At 43.6% G+C, this 19,193-nt stretch carries 20 protein-coding genes; 6 read left to right on the top strand and 14 right to left on the bottom strand.

What is annotated here, in order from left to right; translation table 11 throughout:
* Position 1: 1 nt before the first annotated feature.
* From NFS34_RS06745 to NFS34_RS06735, 3 genes are read right to left on the bottom strand one after another with little or no spacing between them, the layout of a single operon-like run.
* Positions 2–490, bottom strand: coding sequence for a DUF962 domain-containing protein (locus NFS34_RS06745; protein WP_251359175.1), 489 nt, complete (start codon positions 488–490; stop codon positions 2–4).
* A gap of 49 nt (positions 491–539) precedes the next feature.
* Positions 540–737: a Rid family hydrolase gene (locus NFS34_RS06740; RefSeq protein WP_251359174.1), complete on the bottom strand. Its 198-nt coding sequence runs from the start codon at positions 735–737 to the stop codon at positions 540–542.
* 28 nt (positions 738–765) lie between these two features.
* A complete protein-coding gene (locus NFS34_RS06735; protein ID WP_251359173.1) occupies positions 766–1,011 on the bottom strand; it encodes a RidA family protein in 246 nt (81 codons plus the stop codon).
* Between the two features lie 102 nt (positions 1,012–1,113).
* On the opposite strand from NFS34_RS06735, the gene mscL reads away from it, so the two are divergent.
* Together mscL and NFS34_RS06725 are read left to right on the top strand one after the other, a co-directional pair.
* Positions 1,114–1,515, top strand: a complete 402-nt coding sequence (mscL, locus tag NFS34_RS06730) for a large-conductance mechanosensitive channel protein MscL (protein ID WP_251359172.1) — start codon at positions 1,114–1,116, stop codon at positions 1,513–1,515.
* Positions 1,516–1,778: 263 nt separating this feature from the next.
* Positions 1,779–2,012 (top strand): hypothetical protein, encoded by a 234-nt coding sequence (locus NFS34_RS06725; protein ID WP_251359171.1) that lies wholly within the window; start codon positions 1,779–1,781, stop codon positions 2,010–2,012.
* Here the strand turns inward: NFS34_RS06725 and NFS34_RS06720 are convergent.
* The 8 genes from NFS34_RS06720 to NFS34_RS06685 all read right to left on the bottom strand — a co-directional run bounded on the left by NFS34_RS06720 (position 1,990) and on the right by NFS34_RS06685 (position 11,736).
* The gene (locus NFS34_RS06720; RefSeq protein WP_251359170.1) at positions 1,990–2,880 is read right to left on the bottom strand and encodes a 1-aminocyclopropane-1-carboxylate deaminase/D-cysteine desulfhydrase; all 891 of its coding nucleotides are present in this window, start codon (positions 2,878–2,880) and stop codon (positions 1,990–1,992) included. The two genes, NFS34_RS06725 and NFS34_RS06720, sit on opposite strands and share 23 nt — an antisense overlap.
* Positions 2,881–3,038: 158 nt before the next feature.
* Positions 3,039–4,013, bottom strand: a complete 975-nt coding sequence (locus NFS34_RS06715) for a PstS family phosphate ABC transporter substrate-binding protein (RefSeq protein WP_251359169.1) — start codon at positions 4,011–4,013, stop codon at positions 3,039–3,041.
* A gap of 143 nt (positions 4,014–4,156) precedes the next feature.
* Positions 4,157–5,455, bottom strand: a complete 1,299-nt coding sequence (phoR, locus tag NFS34_RS06710; protein WP_251359168.1) for a phosphate regulon sensor histidine kinase PhoR — start codon at positions 5,453–5,455, stop codon at positions 4,157–4,159.
* Between the two features lie 14 nt (positions 5,456–5,469).
* Positions 5,470–6,162, bottom strand: a complete 693-nt coding sequence (phoB, locus tag NFS34_RS06705) for a phosphate regulon transcriptional regulator PhoB (protein ID WP_251359167.1) — start codon at positions 6,160–6,162, stop codon at positions 5,470–5,472.
* 55 nt (positions 6,163–6,217) lie between these two features.
* Complete coding sequence (gene phoU / locus NFS34_RS06700) at positions 6,218–6,952, bottom strand: phosphate signaling complex protein PhoU (protein WP_251359166.1); 735 nt, start codon at positions 6,950–6,952, stop codon at positions 6,218–6,220.
* Between the two features lie 41 nt (positions 6,953–6,993).
* The gene (gene pstB / locus NFS34_RS06695) at positions 6,994–7,779 is read right to left on the bottom strand and encodes a phosphate ABC transporter ATP-binding protein PstB (RefSeq protein ID WP_251360299.1); all 786 of its coding nucleotides are present in this window, start codon (positions 7,777–7,779) and stop codon (positions 6,994–6,996) included.
* 75 nt (positions 7,780–7,854) lie between these two features.
* Complete coding sequence (gene pstA, locus NFS34_RS06690; protein WP_251359165.1) at positions 7,855–9,468, bottom strand: phosphate ABC transporter permease PstA; 1,614 nt, start codon at positions 9,466–9,468, stop codon at positions 7,855–7,857.
* Between the two features lie 24 nt (positions 9,469–9,492).
* On the bottom strand, positions 9,493–11,736 hold the full coding sequence (locus tag NFS34_RS06685) for an ABC transporter permease subunit (protein ID WP_251359164.1): 2,244 nt from the start codon (positions 11,734–11,736) through the stop codon (positions 9,493–9,495).
* A 275-nt stretch (positions 11,737–12,011) separates the two neighbouring features.
* On the opposite strand from NFS34_RS06685, the gene NFS34_RS06680 reads away from it, so the two are divergent.
* Both NFS34_RS06680 and NFS34_RS06675 read left to right on the top strand, forming a co-directional pair.
* A complete protein-coding gene (locus tag NFS34_RS06680) occupies positions 12,012–13,151 on the top strand; it encodes an OprO/OprP family phosphate-selective porin (protein WP_251359163.1) in 1,140 nt (379 codons plus the stop codon).
* Between the two features lie 114 nt (positions 13,152–13,265).
* Positions 13,266–14,345: a mechanosensitive ion channel domain-containing protein gene (locus NFS34_RS06675; RefSeq protein ID WP_251359162.1), complete on the top strand. Its 1,080-nt coding sequence runs from the start codon at positions 13,266–13,268 to the stop codon at positions 14,343–14,345.
* 39 nt (positions 14,346–14,384) lie between these two features.
* Here the strand turns inward: NFS34_RS06675 and NFS34_RS06670 are convergent, their stop codons facing one another.
* On the bottom strand, positions 14,385–15,023 hold the full coding sequence (locus NFS34_RS06670; protein WP_251359161.1) for a lysoplasmalogenase: 639 nt from the start codon (positions 15,021–15,023) through the stop codon (positions 14,385–14,387).
* Positions 15,024–15,228: 205 nt separating this feature from the next.
* On the opposite strand from NFS34_RS06670, the gene NFS34_RS06665 reads away from it, so the two are divergent.
* Positions 15,229–16,830 carry an aldehyde dehydrogenase family protein gene (locus NFS34_RS06665; RefSeq protein ID WP_251359160.1) on the top strand — a complete coding sequence of 534 codons (1,602 nt, stop codon included), beginning with the start codon at positions 15,229–15,231 and terminating at the stop codon, positions 16,828–16,830.
* Positions 16,831–16,867: 37 nt separating this feature from the next.
* On the top strand, positions 16,868–17,857 hold the full coding sequence (locus NFS34_RS06660) for an AraC family transcriptional regulator (RefSeq protein ID WP_251359159.1): 990 nt from the start codon (positions 16,868–16,870) through the stop codon (positions 17,855–17,857).
* Positions 17,858–17,914: 57 nt separating this feature from the next.
* Here NFS34_RS06660 and NFS34_RS06655 read toward each other — a convergent pair whose 3' ends face one another.
* On the bottom strand, positions 17,915–18,628 hold the full coding sequence (locus NFS34_RS06655; RefSeq protein WP_251359158.1) for a Bax inhibitor-1 family protein: 714 nt from the start codon (positions 18,626–18,628) through the stop codon (positions 17,915–17,917).
* 77 nt (positions 18,629–18,705) lie between these two features.
* Positions 18,706–19,173, bottom strand: coding sequence for a single-stranded DNA-binding protein (gene ssb, locus NFS34_RS06650; RefSeq protein ID WP_251359157.1), 468 nt, complete (start codon positions 19,171–19,173; stop codon positions 18,706–18,708).
* Positions 19,174–19,193: the final 20 nt, after the last annotated feature.

The raw sequence follows: 19,193 nt of genomic DNA, 5'->3' as shown, positions 1-19,193 counted from the left end.
TTTATTTAATAAATCCGATTTTACGAAAAAAATAATTGAGTTCCCATGCAGGTCCTACTAACAGGAACTGCAGATCTTTGAAAAAAGATGGCTTTTTACCTTCGATATGATGGCCAATAAACTGACCTATCCAAGCAATCACAAATACCGTCAGAGCAATTTGCCATACGGCTACGGATACGTTTTGTTCCAGCCAAGCGGTGAACCATAGCATGAAAAGCGCCATCAGCAGCATGGCTACAAAGATTTTAACACCAAAACTAATATAAAAAAGCATCGCGATAGCCATAAAAATGGTCGCCCAATTAAGCCAAGGGTCTAACTCAAAGCTTAGCGCAAGTTGCTGCATAAACTCTGGGACCGGAATGATCCATAAAAAGGCAATCACCGTCCACATAATGGCCGGAACGCAAATCCAGTGTAGCAATTTATTAGTCGGATGCCGGTGGCTTTCGCTATATTCGGCTATCCACTCTAAACCATTTTTCATACTAGCCTCTCGATAAATTTCAATGAATCATAGCATATTTTTTTAGCCTTTATCGATTCGCTGTTCCAGCTCCTATCACGGCTACAACCTTGATCTCGAGTAACATTTCCGGCCTAACCAATCCCGAAACACCAACCGCTGTCCAAGCGGGATGGTTTTGCGGAATGAAGCGCTTTTTAACTTTAGCAACCTGTCCAATTTGGCTAATATCAATATGGTAACTAGTGATATCTACGATATCCGCCATACTCGCGCCGGAGTCTTGCAAAATACGTTCAATTTTCTGGAAAATTAATTCGGCCTGCAGCTTCTAGCGACTCAGGAGCCTGGCCAGTTTTCGGGTCAGTACCGACCTGACCGGACAACCACAGCTGATTTCCGACTTTCACAGCTTGGGAAAGATTCCAATTATCATAGAACCATTGGTGCTGCACACTATTAATCAGCTGTTTATTGGGCGCTGTCGACTGACAAGCGGCTAAAAGAAAAAAGGATAACAGCGGAAAAGTAAATTTATGCATAAATGACTCCTACTAGTTTGCTAAAACCATCATAAATATGATACTTATATCCCTGCAACCAAATTTTAACCTATTTATTTATAACATTGAGGGGGATCTACCATGGGTATGATGAGCGAGTTTAAAGAATTTGCCATGAAAGGCAATGTAATGGATATGGCGATTGGTATCATTATCGGCGGCGCTTTCGGTAAAATCGTTAGCTCTTTTGTGAATGATGTCTTGATGCCTCCATTAGGAGTGTTATTAGGCGGCGTTGACTTTAAAGATTTATCTTTTACCGTCCAAGAAGCCGTCGGAGAAACACCCGCTGTCACTTTAAATTATGGTAACTTTATTCAGACCGCTATCGATTTTATTATCATTGCCTTTGCAATCTTTACGATGGTCAAAGCGATGAACTCGATGAAGAAAAAAGAAGAAGAGGCGCCAGCCGAGCCGCCAAAACCTTCTAAAGAAGAAGAGTTATTATCTGAAATTCGTGATTTATTGAAAAGAGACTAGTTGATTCGATATGTTAAGGGTAGCTTGATGCTACCCTTTTTTATGGAAGAATAATGGAAAAATTAATAAAAGATAATAACCCCCCTTCTATTTCAACAACGCAAAAGCGAAAAAAGCTCATACCCTTATGGATAAAAGTATTTGGCTGGCTTTTTATGCTTCTCGGGGCTGGTTCAATTTGTCTTTTCGCATACTCGGCTGTAACCCAAAGTCCGATTAGCTTACAACTCTTTGGCCTAAATTATTATGGTACCAGTTTGACTATGTGGGGAATCATCATTACTGGTTTGATGGTCATTTACGGCATATCAGCGTTTGGGTTGCTGTTCGCACAAGACTGGGGCTTCAACGCAGCGGTATTTTGTGGTTTTTTAGCCATAATCATTGGTTTATCGGTAACTTTGATGTCTGGCTTTAGGTACATTCGCTTAGAGCCTTTTATCGCGGGATTGTACCTAATCCATTTAGCCAAGTTTAGACACGATTGGAGCTCATAGCTCTATTCCCCTGCAGTCCACCCGTATGAATAACTAGAACTCGGCTATTAGCACTAATGACTTGTTGCTTGATTAAAGACTCCAGCGCTAAAAATACTTTCGCGTTGTATACCTTATCCAAGCGAAAATCGTTATTAGCTTCAATCGCTTTTGTCAAAAGCTCCAGCTCAGAATTCAATTTAGCGAAACCGCCGCAATGAAACTGGGTAGCCAGCTGCCAATTAGTTAGCTTGGGAAACTGCTGCGCTAGTTTATTTGATAGGTATTCTGCACCTTTAAAGGCTGCCACGCCAATCACTTGCGCTTTAGGAAAAGCGGCTGCCAGTCCAATCATGGTCGCGCCTGAACCCAAACCACAGAAAACATAATCATAGGACTCGCTTGCTTGTTGCTCTACTTCCGCGCCAATCTCACTAACACCACCTATCGCTAAAGGGCTAAAGCCACCTTCGCCGAGCCAGTAACTATTCGCATAATTATGGCTAAAACTATCCCAAGCAACTTGCTTGCGTAAATCTGCATAGGCAGTTCGATCAATAAACTCCAACTGCATTCCCCACTTTTGACAATCGTCTAAGGTTGGAGTTAAAGCCTGCTCAGGATGGGCTCGCACCAAGCCAATGGTGTTGTAGTCAAAATGTTTGCCGGCAAAAGCTAGAGCATGTAGATGATTAGAATAGTTGCCGCCCATAGAGATAATGGTTTTTGCATTTTTGTTATCTGCATCCTCTAACAGGTACTTAAGTTTTCGCCACTTGTTACCTGAGATAACCGGATGGATAAGGTCATCGCGCTTAACATCAACCGTCACTTGATACTGTTGAAACAACGAATATTGGACTCGCTGAATAGGGCTTCGACTGAACACAGCTTTGCGCTTTATTTGTTTAAATTTACCTCTATTATAGCGCCAGCAATGCCCATAAAAAACCGGCTCTGATGAGCCGGCTTGAAAGGGATTTTATAACGACCTGTTACTTGCTGAAATAACTGACTAGTTATTTCAGCGGTACTATTGCAAGATTACTACTTCATCAATTTTTTAAGCTGCTTTTCAGCCACTTTAGCTGGTAAGGGGATATAGCCATCTTTTACCACCACTTCTTGACCCACTTTAGATAGCACCATTTTCAAAAACTCTAGCTCAATTGGTGAAAGTGCTTTGTTCGGGTGCTTGTTAACATAAACATAAAGCTGGCGACCAAGCGGGTAGCTTTTGTTGACCGCATTTTCAGGGGTTGCCGCAACAAATTCTTGACCCGGCTTTTTCGCTAATGGAACCGCCTTGACGCCTGAAGTGATATAGCCGATACCGGAATAGCCCACACCATTTTTAGACAAGCTGATAGATTGCACCACCGAAGCAGAACCTGGCTGTTCATTGACGGTATTTTTAAAGTCGCCTTTACACAAGCCTTTCTTCTTGAAATAACCGTAAGTACCCGAAACAGAGTTACGACCATACAGTTGAATGTCGCCTAATTCTTTAAGGCCCAAAGCTTCCCAGTTTGCGATATCGCTTTCCGCGCCACACTTGCGAGTAGAAGAAAAGATAGCGTCTACTTGAGGAATGGTTAAACCTTCGATGGGGTTATCTTTATGCACATACACTGCCAAAGCATCAATCGCAACCGCGATAGGCGTAGGTTTATAACCGTGTTTCTTTTCGAAAGCTTCTAATTCCTTGTCCTTCATTTTGCGGCTCATGGGGCCAAAGTTTGAAGTACCTTCGGTTAAAGCTGGTGGCGCAGTTGAAGAACCTGCCGCTTGAATCTGAATGTTGACGTTTGGATATTGGCGCTTGAACTCTTCAGCCCATAAGGTCATTAAGTTAGCTAAGGTGTCTGATCCTACCGAAGATAAATTGCCAGAAATACCACTAGTTTTTTCATAGATACGCAACTTATCATCAACTTTAGCCTCAGCAACAGCGCTAACACTTGCGCCCATGGAAAAAGTTGATACTGCCGCTGCTAAAGCAGCTTTTTTGAATAGATTCATTACGAACTCTCCAATTTTTTTAAGTAAATTTATAAGACGTGCTTATTATGGAGAGAGAATGTGAAAACAAGATTACTTAAATATGACGCTTTTGTGACAATCTTAAACCAGCAATAGGTTTAACAAATAAAGATTTTGCTATTCTAGTTGGAAACCTGATCTTGAGGAAAAATACAACTAAAGCAACTGCCTTTACCTACTTGGCTTTCGATCTGCAAACTGGCTCGATGGTACTCTAAAACATGCTTCACAATGGCCAAGCCAAGACCAGTACCACCTTGAGAGCGATGACGTCCAGAGTCGACTCGATAAAAACGTTCGGTCAAGCGCGGAATGTGCTGTGGCTCAATACCGGGGCCATTATCTTGCACCTTAACCACATAATCATCACCCTCTTGCTGCCAGTAAATATCAATTTTACCGCCAGCTTGAGTATAACGAACTGCGTTAAATACTAGGTTAGAAAAGGCACTTCTAAGCTGCTTTTCTGATGCCTTAAGCATGGCGTTAGTGTGCGAGTGAAATAAAATTTGCTGCTTCTTATCAGCACTTAAAGCCCGCGCTTCCGCGCAAATAGTGTCCAACAATAAATTAATGTCGATGGCTTTATAACCACCGGTCTCCGATCTAGAGTCGAGTTTCGATAGCAACAATAAATCATCAACCAAATGCCCCATATTCAGCGCTTGTTGCCGCATCATACTCAGCGGTTTCGCAACCGTTTCCAGATTAGGGTTAATGTCAGGATCGAGCATTTCCAAATAGCCCGTGATCACCGTTAGCGGGGTTCGTAGCTCGTGCGAAACATTGGCTACAAAGTCCTGACGGACCCGCTCCAAATGGTGCTTCTCAGTGACATCTCGTACTATCACCAAGCGCTGCTCTTCGTTGTAAGGCGTAATACCAATACTTAACATCAGCTCTGAATTAACTGGCGAGGGCAAGCTCAAAGGCTTGCCATAATCACGAGCCGCTTCGTATTCGATAAAGTCAGGATGGCGCAATAAGTTAAATAAACGCTGTCCAATATCGGTGCTCGCTTTCAAACCAAGCAAACGCTCACAAGCCTTATTAAACCAACGAATTTCTCCTTGATTACTGATGATCATAGCCCCTTCTTTTAGGGCGCGGGTTGATTCTCGAAACTCGGAAATGATATCACTGAGCTTTTTTAAATCTTTGCGGTGCTTGCGTTGAGAGGTATAGAGTTGATTGAATATTTCGCCCCAAATGCCAGGCGCCGATGGCGGGTACATCGCTCTAGAGACAAATAACCAATGAAACAAACGAGAAAGCTGAACCAGATTCCAAATCAGATAAGCCAAAAGCACCAAAGCTACGACTAGCGCAGCTTTATTAAACAAAGAGCCAATAAGACCAGTGACAAACAAAATAAACAGCAGTGCCCATAACTCTGTTTGCCAATAACGATTTTTCCACATAGTCAGAGCAATCGCTATTTCGAAGAGAAACGGTAGCCAGAGCCGCGCACCGTTTGCACATAGCTTTCCACTTGGTACGGTGCTAAAGCTTTTCTTAACCGACGAATATGCACATCAACGGTTCTTTCTTCGACCACCACCTGCTGACCCCAGACCGAATCTAACAATTGACTACGCGAATAAACACGACCAATGTTGCTCATGAAAAAGTGCAAAATTTTATATTCGGTTGGCCCCAAATGAACTTCTTGACCACCAATGGTGACACGATGTCCGGCTGTATCGATCGAAATATCGCCATGTTGCAACTGCTCACTCGATTTATTGATAGCTCCAGTTCGTCTTAGCACGGCTTGCACTCGAGCCAGCAACTCTCTAGGCGAAAAAGGTTTCACCACATAATCGTCAGCACCCGCTTCTAAGCCTTGCACCCGATCATCTTCTTCACCGCGCGCGGTCAGCATAATCACTGGGCAATTTTGGTTTATCGGATCTTTTTTCAGCTTTTTAGTAAACTCAATACCAGAAGCCCCAGGCAACATCCAATCGACTAGAAACAAATCTGGCTGGAAGCCGTCCTTAAGCAGCCCAAACACTCGTTCAGCGGTAGCCGCTTGCTCCACTTCATAACCCGCTTGCTCCATACAAAACGCCAACATTTCTCGAATGTCGCGTTCATCTTCCAAGATTAAAACTTTTGCACTCATGATTATTCTCTAGTTTCTAAATCCGACCAAATAACGCTAACGCCGGTTAATCAGTTTACAGAGCTTCGCGAGTTTTGCGTACCATCTCATCCCAGCTCAGGTGGCGAACGTCCTGTCCTTGCACCATATAGACCACATACTCACAAATATTATTAGCATGATCTCCAATTCGCTCTAAAGCACGAGCAGACCACATAAAATCCAGCACCTCTGAAATTCGCCGCGGCTCCTCCATCATATAGGTGATCAATTGGCGCGAAATCGCATCATACTCATCATCCGCCTGATTATCGAGTTTGGCTACTTTTAAAGCCGTTTCCACATCCATCCGAGCAAACGCATCCAAGGCATCGTGTAACATGGTTTTCACATGATTACCTAAGTGAAGCATAGCGCCATAATGCAACTTACCATCTAATGGATTGGTTTTACCATTGGCAATGGTTTTTGCCAAGCGTGCAATTTTTTCGGCTTCGTCACCAATACGCTCTAAATCAGTAATGGTTTTTAATACCGTAATGATTAAACGCAAATCACCTGCCGCAGGTTGGCGCTTGGCTAAAATTTTGGTGCAATCATCATCAATTTTGACTTCTAGATCATTCACCTTATCATCATTATCAATAACCTCTTGCGCCAGCACAGAATCGTGTTTAGTAAAGGCTGCTAACGCCCTACTCATTTGCTCTTCTACTAGGCCACCCATGGCTAAAACATCTTCACGAATATTTTCCAGATCAGCATTAAACTGTTGCGAGATATGTTGACCTAACTGCTCTGTATCCATCATGCTAATTTACCTCTAAATTAAACTCTATGTTTTATTGCTGATTAACCGTAACGACCCGTAATATAGTCTTCGGTTTTCTTTTGCGACGGGTTAGTGAAAATCTTATCGGTATTATCAAATTCCACTAAATCGCCAATGTACATAAAGGCGGTATAATCGGACACCCGCGCTGCTTGTTGCATATTGTGAGTTACGATCACGATGGTGTAGTCTTTCTTTAAGTCGTGAATCAACTCTTCAATTTTCAAGGTCGAAATCGGATCCAAAGCTGAAGCAGGTTCATCCAGCAATAACACCTCGGGTTGTACCGCAATCGCCCGTGCGATACACAGTCTTTGCTGCTGACCACCCGACATACCGAGCGCGTTATCGTGCAAACGATCTTTGACTTCATCCCACAGCGCTGCACCTTTTAATGCCCACTCAACCACTTCGTCTAGGGTGCGCTTCTTATTAATGCCTTGTAAGCGTAAGCCATAAGCAACATTTTCATAAATAGATTTCGGGAAAGGGTTTGGCTTTTGAAATACCATACCAACATTACGACGCAGCTCAGCAACGTCCAAATTTGGTTGATAAATATTGTGTCCATTCATTCGGATTTCACCTTGAATACGGGCAATATCTACCAAATCATTCATACGGTTAAAGCAGCGTAACAAAGTCGATTTACCACAGCCCGAAGGACCAATAAAAGCGGTGACTTTCTTTTCAGGAATTTGCAGGTCAATATCGTATAGCGCCTGCTTGTCGCCATAGAACAAATTAAGCTTTTCAACTTCAATGGCAATTTTTTCATTTGCTAAAGGATTGTTTGGACTCATCATAGCAGCATGGTTAGTCTGTTGTTGAGTCAGGTTTGTTGCAGTAACTTGTGTCATATCATTCACCATTAAAGTTGACTATTGCTCAAGCGATTTATACTTTTCGCGTAAACTATTACGGATCTTAATCGCCGCAATATTCAATAAGATAATAATTAAAACTAGCAGTAATGCGGTCGCATACACTAAGGGCCGAGCCGCTTCGACGTTCGGGCTTTGGAAACCTACGTCATAAATATGGAAACCCAGATGCATAAATTTGCGCTCAAGGTGTAAGAAAGGTGCGTTCGCATCCAGCGGCAAAGTCGGCGCTAATTTAACCACACCCACTAGCATTAGGGGTGCTACCTCGCCTGCAGCCCGCGCCACCGCTAAAATCAAACCAGTCATCATCGCAGGGCTGGCCATTGGCAGTACCGTTTTCCAAAGGGTTTCAAACTTAGTCGCGCCTAAAGCCAAACTGCCTTCGCGGATCGATTTGGGAATACGCGACAAACCTTCTTCGGTCGACACGATCACTACCGGAAGCGTCAGCAAGGCCAGAGTCAAGGATGCCCAAATCAAACCTGGAGTACCAAACATGGGCGAAGGTTTTACTTCTGGATAAAACAAATCATCAATCGAACCGCCCAAGAAGTAGACGAAAAACCCTAGACCAAAGACTCCGTAAACGATCGAAGGAACACCCGCTAAGTTGTTAACCGCGATGCGGATAGTTCGAGTTAGCGGTCCTTGTTTAGCATATTCACGCATATACACCGCCGCGATGACTCCTAATGGCGTCACGACAATCGACATTAGCAAGACCATTAACACGGTACCAAAAATTGCTGGAAAAACTCCGCCTTCCGTATTGGCTTCGCGTGGTTCGTCGAAAATAAACTCGCCTATTTTTGAAAAGTAATGTCCTAATTTGGCGAAGAAGCCCATTTGGTTGGGCTGAAAAGCCCGCACCATTAAAGACGCATTGATCTGTTTGACCTCACCACCAATCAACTCAAACTCTGCCGAATCGCGTTTAATATCGGCGTAAAGCTTTTGCAGATCGCCTTGATAGTCTAAAAACTGTTGATTCAACTCGGCTCGTTGCTTATCCAACTCCGCCAGCGCAACTGGCGTTAATTCATTGTCGAGTTCTAGGCGGCGCTGCTCTAAACGCAGCTGCTCTAAATCGTAGTTGATGCTACCAATATCGTCAGCTTCAATTTCACGGATCTGGTGATGTAAATCGTTAGCGCGCTCAATAATTGCCTTTAGATTCTCGCCATTAGGCTCAACCAGCTGTCCATCCATCGAAACCGATTTGATAAAACCGTACAGGTTGCCCCATTCGCGGCGCTCAAGCACTAACACTTTTTCGTCAACAGCTTCTTGGCTTACATTTTTTAAATCAAGCCACCTAAAGTCGATGCCATACTGATCACGGTTACCGGTTTTAATCAGGTATTGCTCACGGTCAACACCGTCTTGCACATCTTCTTCAAAATTGTGGATTTCGCCAAGTACCTGCTCCTGAACACCATTGTTGCTCACGGAAAAGGTTTTAACCTCAGCTGGCCAAAAATGACTTAAACCTCGCACCGCGATCAACAACAACAAACCCACTACCATGATAATGGAAATACTGATGGCGCCCGCATTTAACCAAACCCAATGTTGGCCGCCTTGGAAGAATTTTTTATTACTATTCATGAGTGATAAATCTCCTAAAGAGGCCTAAAGCGAACCGTATTTGTTACGCAAACGTTGACGAACCACTTCCGCGATGGTGTTGAAAGCAAAAGTGAATAAAAATAGGACAAATGCCGCCAGAAAGAGCACCCGATAGTGCGAAGAGCCCACTTCCGATTCTGGCATTTCCACCGCAATGTTGGCGGACAATGTGCGCATCCCTTCAAAGATATTCATGTCCATAATCGGCGTGTTACCCGTTGCCATCAATACGATCATGGTTTCCCCAACCGCGCGGCCAAGACCGATCATCAGCGCCGAAAATATCCCTGGGCTAGCGGTTGGTAAGACTACTCGAACCATAGTCTGCCAAGGGCTGGCACCCAACGCTAGCGAGCCATTGGTTAGGTGTTTTGGTACGCTAAAAACTGCGTCTTCGGTGATCGAAAAAATGGTTGGAATGACCGCAAAGCCCATCGCAATACCCACCACCATTGAGTTACGTTGATCGTAGTTAATACCCATCGAATTGAGCCAAGCGGGCATATTGCCATCGAAAAACACTGCCTCTAGCGGCTTGCCCAGCCAAAAAGCAAACAAGGTTCCAAGAATGATGACCGGAAATAGTAATGCAGCTTGCCAACCGTCAGGAATGCGGTTCTTGAGTGCGGCTGGCGCATGATGCCAAGCAAAACCAAACGCTACCGTTAAGATCGGTAATAACACTAAAACTAAAATAATCCCCATCAGGTTTTCTTCGACCATGGGCGCCAGCCATAAACCGGCCAAAAATCCTAAAATCACCGTCGGTAGCGCTTCCATGATTTCCACGGTGGGTTTTACCATGCCGCGCATGGTTGGTGACATAAAATAAGCGGTAAAAATTGCCCCGAAAATGGCCAATGGGACTGCGAACAACATGGCATAAAAAGCCGCTTTGAAAGTACCAAAGCTTAGCGGTACTAAGGAAAATTTCGATTCAAAGTCATTAGTCGAAGCAGATGATTGCCAAGTAAAGGAAGGTTCTTCGTAGCTTTCATACCAAACCTCGTTCCAAAGCGCAGACCACGAAATTTCGGGGTGTTCATTTTCCACCGAGAACAGATCTGTTTTACCGTCTTGCCCAACGGCAATAAGTTTATTACTGCGCGAGTTGATAGCAAAAGCGGCTAGCGGCTGGGCAAAGTTGACCGTTTCTAAGTAGCGCTCCGAAGTAGTATAAAAAACGCCAATCTTTCCTTGGCTATCCGCAGCAATAAAACCTTTGCGGCGAGCCTCAGGAATAATCTGAGTAACTGCGCTATTAGAAAACTCAAAAGCCCGAATTTTGGTCAATAGAAAATCATTGTTCTGCTCGCGAACAGGGAACCACTGAGTTACCTGACCTTGGCTATCGCCGACCAAAATAGACGTTTGCCCCAACAAAAATACTGCTTGTGAGACTTGGGTTCCTTCATCGGTTAAGCGTTTAGTTTCCGTTTGCTGCCAGTTGTTGCCGCGCCAACGATATATTTCCGACTGACCATTTTCCGCGATCAAATACAGCCAATCCGGCCCTTCGGTCGCCAGTGCATACTTGACGTTTATTGCCGGTGAAATTTGCCCAGCAGCATCTTCTTCTAAGTTAAAGCCATCGTCTAACATTGACTCTTCGACGCTATAGCTCTTAGTTATGATCTGATTATTCGCCGTTACCGCAGTAATCAATAAACCGTCTTCCCAGCGCTTACCATTGATGATTTTAATCGGCGCATCGGCCAATTCAAAAGTATCTTCGCCAAAAGGATATTCTAAGCTAGCAGTAATTTTACGTTTATCGTTAGGGTAGCTAATGGCATATTTTTGCGAAACCAGTTTAAAACTACCATCGGCAAAGCCTATCGCCATTAGCCCCTTTAGATCCAGTAAGCTATAGGCGCTCATGGCGCTATCTGCTTCAATATTTTCTTGTGAAATGACTTGCGAGCTTGCTAAATCCACAAACTGCATATGCCCGTCATGGTTTAGACCAAAAGCAATTTCGCCGTACTCTTCCACCCCAAGATAAGCCAAATTCTGCTGCTGCCATTGAAACTCTTTGTTGAGCTCAATATGCGCTGGCTTAAAAATCGGTAGAACCACCCACAATAAATAAAAGCAGATCAATACCACTGCCGCAATCACCGACAAGCCGCCAGTTGCAATGCCGTATTTAGCTAATAAGTCTTTGAATTTTCTGCGTTTATGCTTACCACTATTGGTTTGCTCATCGAGCAAACGGCGGGTTTTATCTTTAATAGAAAGTTCCATAGCGCTTTTAAACTTCTGATCAGGAATATGACGAATTGGTTGCGATTATAGAACCCGAATATGACAGTTATATGAAACCTAACTTTTTGATCGATCAGATTATGACAGTATGTAGCACAGCAAAATTAACCGCTAAAGACTGATAAAAAAACCTTACTTTGCTCACTTTTACCCCAGTTTCATCATTCCTTAGCCTTTATGTCATAGAAATGTCACAAATAATGGGTACAATTGCCGCCGTTATTAACTAAAACCCTCTTTTATTGGAGATGACAATGAAACTAAAATTATTAGCAGTAGCCGTAACAGCTGCAATTTCAACTCCGGCTTTGGCTGAAGTAGAAACCAAAACTAAAGTTGGCGGCGGCTATACCATTAAAACAAGCGATGCTGAATTCAAAGTTGAAGGCCGTGTTCAATACGATTTTGACTGGTTTGATGGCGATGCTTTTAATGCTAATGGCGATGACTCTGGCTCTGACTCTGAAATTCGTCGTGCACGTATCAGCCTAAAAGGCAAAGTGGGCGACTGGGCAGGTAAAGTAGAAGCGGATCTTGATGACGACGCTTCGACTATCTCTGAAGCCTACCTTCAATATAAAGGCTGGGACTTTGGCGATCTTACTGTTGGTAAGCATAAAGCAGCCTTCGGTTTAGAAGAGCAGACGTCTTCTAAAGACATTACTGCCATCGAACGTACTATGAGCACCAACGCTTTCGCACCTGGTAAATTGTATGGTGTGTCTTTGGGTAATGCCGAGAATAACTACACTTGGAATTTAGGTATTTACGACAATGAAGGTGAGGAAGACGACAACATGACCACTACAATTGCTGGTCGTGCTACTTACGCACCAATTGTGACTAAAAACGAAGTCTTACACCTAGGTTTTGGTGTGAATAAAACCCGTTTAGGTAGCAACGAATTCAAAGACGCTGACCAGCGCTTGGATGTGCATCTAGCTACAGAAAAAGCGGGCTCGGGTACTATCATGGGTGAAAGCTTGATGGCTTATAACTTTGAAATTGCGTATGCCAATGGTCCTTTCCACGCTCAAGCAGAATACTTCGATGGTGAAATTGACGAAGTTAAAGGCTCAATGACAGGCGATACTGATATCACTGGTTACTATGCCCAGTTTGGTTACGTTATCACTGGCGAATCTCGTCCTTACAGCAAAGGCAAATTCAAGCGCGTTAAGCCAAAAGGTAAGTCCGGTGCTTGGGAAGTATTTGGCCGCTGGAGTTCTTATGAGCCTGGCGAAGACGAAGCCGAAGCGTTAACGCTAGGCTTGAACTATTATGCGAACAACGCCGTACGTGTTGGTTTGAACTATGTCATGGGTGATCTTGAAGAAGATGGCCAAGATAAAGACGGCGATGCATTAAGCTTACGCTTCCAGTACGTCTTCTAACTCTGGTTTAGATAGCGTTAATTAAAAGGTGCCTACTGGGCGCCTTTTTTTATGCCTTTGTGCTTTTAGTTGATTCTCGCTACTATAGATAAATCCTAACCAAAACAATCAATTATGGATTCGATTATCAACTTCTTTGGTAGCTTTAATTGGGGTGAACTAATAGCGCCTGCTATCACCATTATTCTCGGGTTTGTCCTTTATAATCTACTGCAACGTTTTTTTAAAGCTCGCGAAAAACGTTCCGATAACGCCGTGTTACAGCGCCAGATTAGCAGCTTCATCTTTATGCTGTGTTTGGTTATCACCTTTGTGCTAAGTCTCCCAGTCAAGGATAGCCTAAAAGGCCAAATCATTGGGCTTATTGGTATTTTGCTCTCCGCTTCCATTGCCTTAAGTTCCACCACCTTTTTAGGTAACTTAATGGCAGGCATTTGGTTACGCTCGGTGAAAAACTTTCGGGTTGGCGATCTGGTTGAGATCGGTGAACACTTTGGACGTGTCACCACTCGGGGGCTGTTACACATTGAGATCCAAAATCGTGAGCGCGATTTAATCACGTTACCAAATTTATTTTTAGTCACTAATCCCGTCACGGTTATGCACAACAATGGCACCATCATCTCGGCGGAAATCTCTCTAGGCTACGATGTTGACCATAGCATTATCGAGCCTATCCTGATTCAAGCAGTTGAAGATGCTGGTTTAGAAAACCCCTTCGTCTACATCGAATCGCTTGGTGACTTTTCCATCGTCTACAAAGCCTATGGTTTGGTTAAAGAGATCAACACCGTCTTATCGGCTCGTTCTACTCTCAATGGCTGCGTATTAGACGCGCTGCATAAAGCGGATATAGAAATCGTCTCACCAAGCTTTATGAATCAGCGCCAAGTTAATGAGCAAGTCTTTATCCCTACTCAGCGTCAACACAAGAAAAGTGCTCAATCGAGTCCCGAAGAAGTGATATTTGATAAAGCCGAGCGTGCTGAAAAGCTTGATGATATGCGTAAAAAAGCGCAGATCTTAGAGCAAGAAATCGATTTTCTGAAAAAGCAATTAAAAGAAGAAACCGATCCCGATTCAAAGAAACTGACCCAAGAGCGAATTGACAAGCTGCAAGAACGACAAGAAAAAATGCATCAATACGTTAAGGACAAAGAAAAAGAAGTTAATAGTGAAGGCAAGGATCAATAATCGTTGCTTCTTGAGCTATTGCTTCTTGCCCTAAAAAAATCAACTCCAATAGTGTATTGCCGATAATGCAATCAACGTCTGGGCAGCAAAGTAACTAGTCATAATATAAAACTGGCCGTATTTAAGCGGCCTTTTAAACTTTCTCCAAGCTAAAATGCCATCGGAAATAGCAAATAACATAGCACCAAAAAACGCCAACTTTGCCATGTGGGACATTTCGATTAACAACAGCGCACTGGCGAAAAACAGCATGCAAGCAATGGCGACAAAATAGCCCACTACTGGCCACCGATAGTTATTCAAGTATTTCCACAATATCCCTAAATAAATAAGTCCAAACGGTAGTAACAAGCTCGCCAACCAAGAAATATCATTACCTTGAACTGAGCTATAAAAAGCCATCACATAAGCTATATGAGCCAACAGAAAAGCCACCAAGCCAGCAATAAACCGTTGCGGGCGCAACATTAAAAACATATCGCCGATCAAGGATAAAGCTAACCCAAGCAAAATCCACCGGTTATAAACCACCGCTAAATCGGCTTTGAGTAGCACAAGCGCCATAATCAACAGCATGGTCAAGGGTTTAAATAGGTAAGTCAGAGTCCATTTTTGATGATAATCGGCCAATATATGCGCTAAAGCACTCAGAAAAATCGCGATAAACAGGAGTGTCATTGTAATTTGGTCATTTATTTTTAAGATTTAGTATAAAGAAGCTGATCTTTTTTCGCCATAAAAACAATCACTTAACACTGCTTGTCGTTTTTAAACTTTACTTTGTCGTATTTCGCTAAAAAATGTCGCCCTTTGCTAGTTAACTGCCGCTTAAGATAGGCTACTATACAAACATCAACTTTACTGATCCCTCAAGGAGCACATGATGAAAGCGCAAGAAGCCTTTAACCAACTGGACCCACAAAAATGGGCTAACACCTCTATTCCAGAGCGTTTGAGCTTGTTAGAGCAAGTTCGCGACAACTTAAAGATTTATGCCGACGATTTAGCCGTACTCGATGGCAAAATGAAAAATGAACTGATGGGCGAAAAACTTTATTCACACCCCGAATCAAAAATTGGCACCGCAGTTCCGATTGCTGGCAACTTAACCGCCAGTATCCATCTATACGAGTCATTAGCACGCGGCGAAATGTTGCAGCCGAAAAAAGTGACTCAAATTGATGATAATACTTATGACATTGAAGTCTTTCCACAAGAAACTAAAGATAAGGTTTTATACGGCACGCAAAAAGGTCATTTGCGAGTTAAAGGCAAGCCAACGCAAGTATCGCCGATGGATAAAGAAGCAGGCGTGATCGCAGTATTAGGCGCGGGCAACTACAGCTCGGCTTTGGAGATGGTTAAAGCCCTGTTCTACGATAACAAAACCGTGATTCATAAGCCGCACAGCCTGAACGAAGCGACCGATCAGGTTTGGGCCAAAGTATTTCAGCCATTGATCGAGCATGGTGCCATTAGCTTCTGCGACGCGGATCAAGGCCAAGAATTAACCAAACTCGAGGGTATTTCACAGATTTATTTCACTGGCGGCGCGCAAACCGCTAAAGCCATTATGAGCGCGACCGATACGCCATTGGTCTCCGAGTGTGGTGGTAATAATCCTTGTATTGTAGTGCCTGGCGATAAGCCTTGGAGCGATAAAGAAATCGAACATCAAGCGATCCAAATTGCCACCGTTGCCAAAATGAATGGCGGCGCGGTTTGTGGTCGTCCGCAAACCCTAGTCACTTCAAAGCAGTGGCCACAACGTCAACAATTTTTAGATGCGTTACGCAAAGCAATCGTTGAAGATACTCCAGCGGCAGGTACCTACTACCCTGGCTCTGACGCAGTCATGCAAGGTTTTAAGGACGCTTATCCAAATGCCGAAGTGTTACAGCCCGAAAGTGGCAAATATCAAACTTCCGACTTTTTGCTGATCACCGATGTGGACGAAGATGGTTATGCGGTGCATAACGAAGCATTTTGTCAGGTGATTGATGAAGTGCCTTTAGATGTCGCCGCTACTGCCAGCGAGTTTTTACCAAAAGCTACCGAGTTTTGTAACGAAAAACTGCACGGCTCCTTAGGCTGTATGCTGATCATTGACGATAAAACTCAAAAGTCACATCAAGCCTCGCTCGATATGGCAATCAATGATTTGCAATATGGTGGTATCGCAGTCAACACCATTCCACCTTTCGTATTCTTAAGTCCCTATTTAACTTGGGGCGGCAACGAGCATGGCAAAGAATTGGTCTCTGGCTCTGGTAACTTCGGTAATTTACTTGGTTATAAAAACATCGAAAAATCGGTGCTTTACGACAAATTTATGTCGCCTGGTCATATGATGCGTATTAGCCAACAAGCCTTCGACAATATGGCCAATGGTATGGCCCGTTACGCGATGGAGCCTTCGTGGATGAACCTAACCAAAATGGTTGGTGGCGCCATTGTCGATAGCTTTAAAAAGAAAGACTTTTAGTCCTAATTTATAGATATAGTTTACAGAGAGCAGCGACATGAACATGACCAAGCAGACCTTTGCCATAGATGCTTCTTGGCCCGCGATTTTGCAAACACTTAGCATCGAACCACAAGATTTGCTTCGTCATGCTCAGCTACCATGGGATTTGTTTTCGCAGCAACCAATGTCCCTTTCTGTAAATGACTATCTGCGCTTCTGGTCAAGCCTGGAAACATTGCATCAAGAGCTCCATTTCCCCATTAACTTGGTAAACAGCGTCAGTCCGGAAGTGTTTAGCCCGCCGATTTTTGCCAGCTTTTGTAGTAGCGATCTCAACCGTGCTTTAAAACGGCTAGTTGCCTACAAACCTTTGATTGGGCCATTAGAGCTTGAATTAGAACAGACTGAACAATATACAAGCATCGAATTGGCAGGAATTGCCGTTGATAGAAAGCTGCCCACTTCTTTTATCATGACCGAGCTTTTATTTTTTGTACAACTGGCGCGATTAGGTACCCGTGAAGCAATAATTCCGTACCAAATAACGGTTAACCACTTGCCTAGTGATAAAAGCCCCTATCAAGATTTCTTTGGCATCCCATTAACACAAGGACCCACAAATAGGGTGGTATTTCGCGCTCAAGATGCAGCAAAACCTTTTCTTACCGCCAATAAAGCCATGAGTGCTATTTTTGAAAAGGAGTTAGCCTTACAAGTTTCGATGCTGGAGCAAAATTCAAGTTTTTCCGAGCGTGTCTCCGCTTGTTTGTTGGAAATGATTTCATCGGGAGAAACTTCCATGAGCGAAGTTGCACAGCGTCTCGCCATGACCGAAAGAACCTTGCAGCGCCGCTTAAAAGCTGAAAATACTAACTTTAAAACTGAGCTTAGTCAGCTTCGAGAGAAGCTGGCAAAACACTATCTCACCAAGACACCTTATTCGATTGTCGAGATAGCGTTTTTGTTGGGTTATCAAGACAGCAACTCCTTTATTCGTGCTTTTAAAAGCTGGACCGGACAAACGCCTGATAGCCTTCGTCACTAACTAAAACTATCAGCCAAAAAAAACGACCCAAAGGCCGTTTTTTCTTTGCTCTAATAACTACTCTTCGCCGAAGGACATAAAGAGTCGCAACACATACAAGAACATCATGGCGATACTGGCGAATAACTGAATCGCCGCACCCACATACTTATCTTCTGGGTAATGATGCAAAACATTTGAGGTATCGTACAAAATAGCCGCACCAGAAATACCAATCATAGCCACGCTAAACCAAGTGCCTAGTTGGAAGCCAAAGACCATACCAGCCACAATAGCAACTACTGCTAGGCCAAAACCCCACATCACAATACCGCGCAGGAATGAAAAGTCTTTACGAGTGTAAAAAACAATCGCCGTCAAAACAGCCGCGCCAATTAAAGTCACGGTAGCAGCACTTTGGATCATATCCGGCGCTTTAGTCGCAGCAAAAAACAGTATCGGCGAGAAAAAGACCGCATAAAGCACCGTAAAAATGACTAAATTTAAATACTGGACAGCTTTTGATTCAGCGCTATGGGCAAACTTGGTGGCAAACCAGCCGATACCAATAAAGGCGGCAAACATCATAATGGTACCAAAAGTGCCCATTGAGGCGAAAAAGCTGACTATTTTCAGCGAGGTGCCCGACTGGAATAACCAAACACTGGCAAGCACAAACAAAAAGATAGCCGCCAATAAATGATTGTAAGTTTTAGTAATAAATTTAGCGCGATCACCTAAACCTGTTCGGCTAACGGCACCTTCGCGTTGTTCAACTTCTTGATAACTCATTCGATTTCCTTATAACAGTTCGTCTTAATAATGTTAATTTGATACGTTAATTGACAAAAAATTCCGACTAATAACGACTAGAATGGAATATCGTCATCAAAGTCGTCATCAACTGGCGGCGCTACCGGAGCTTGTTGTTGTGGTTTTTGCTGTGGAGCTGCGCCTTGTCCACCAAACGCCGCTTCACCTCCGCCTTGACGACCACCTAACATTTGCATCACGCCGTTAAAATCAAGTACCACTTCGGTGGTATAGCGATCAGCACCAGACTGATCTTGCCATTTACGCGTCTGCAACTTACCTTCTAGGTAAACTTGTGAGCCTTTGCGTAGGTATTCGCCCGCAATTTCAGCCAACTTGCCAAAAATCACCACCCGATGCCATTCGGTTTTTTCCTGCTGCTGGCCCGTATTCTTATCTTTCCAAGTTTCCGAGGTTGCCAAGGTCAAATTGGCAATGGCACGCCCGTCTGGCGTATAGCGCACTTCCGGATCTTTGCCCAAGTTACCTACTAAAATTACTTTGTTGATGCCACGACTGGCCATATTGCCTCCAAATTCTTTTT

It is taken from the genome of Kangiella sp. TOML190 (assembly GCF_023706045.1).
Lineage (GTDB): Bacteria > Pseudomonadota > Gammaproteobacteria > Enterobacterales > Kangiellaceae > Kangiella.
This window is presented reverse-complemented; position numbering and strand designations above follow the sequence as displayed.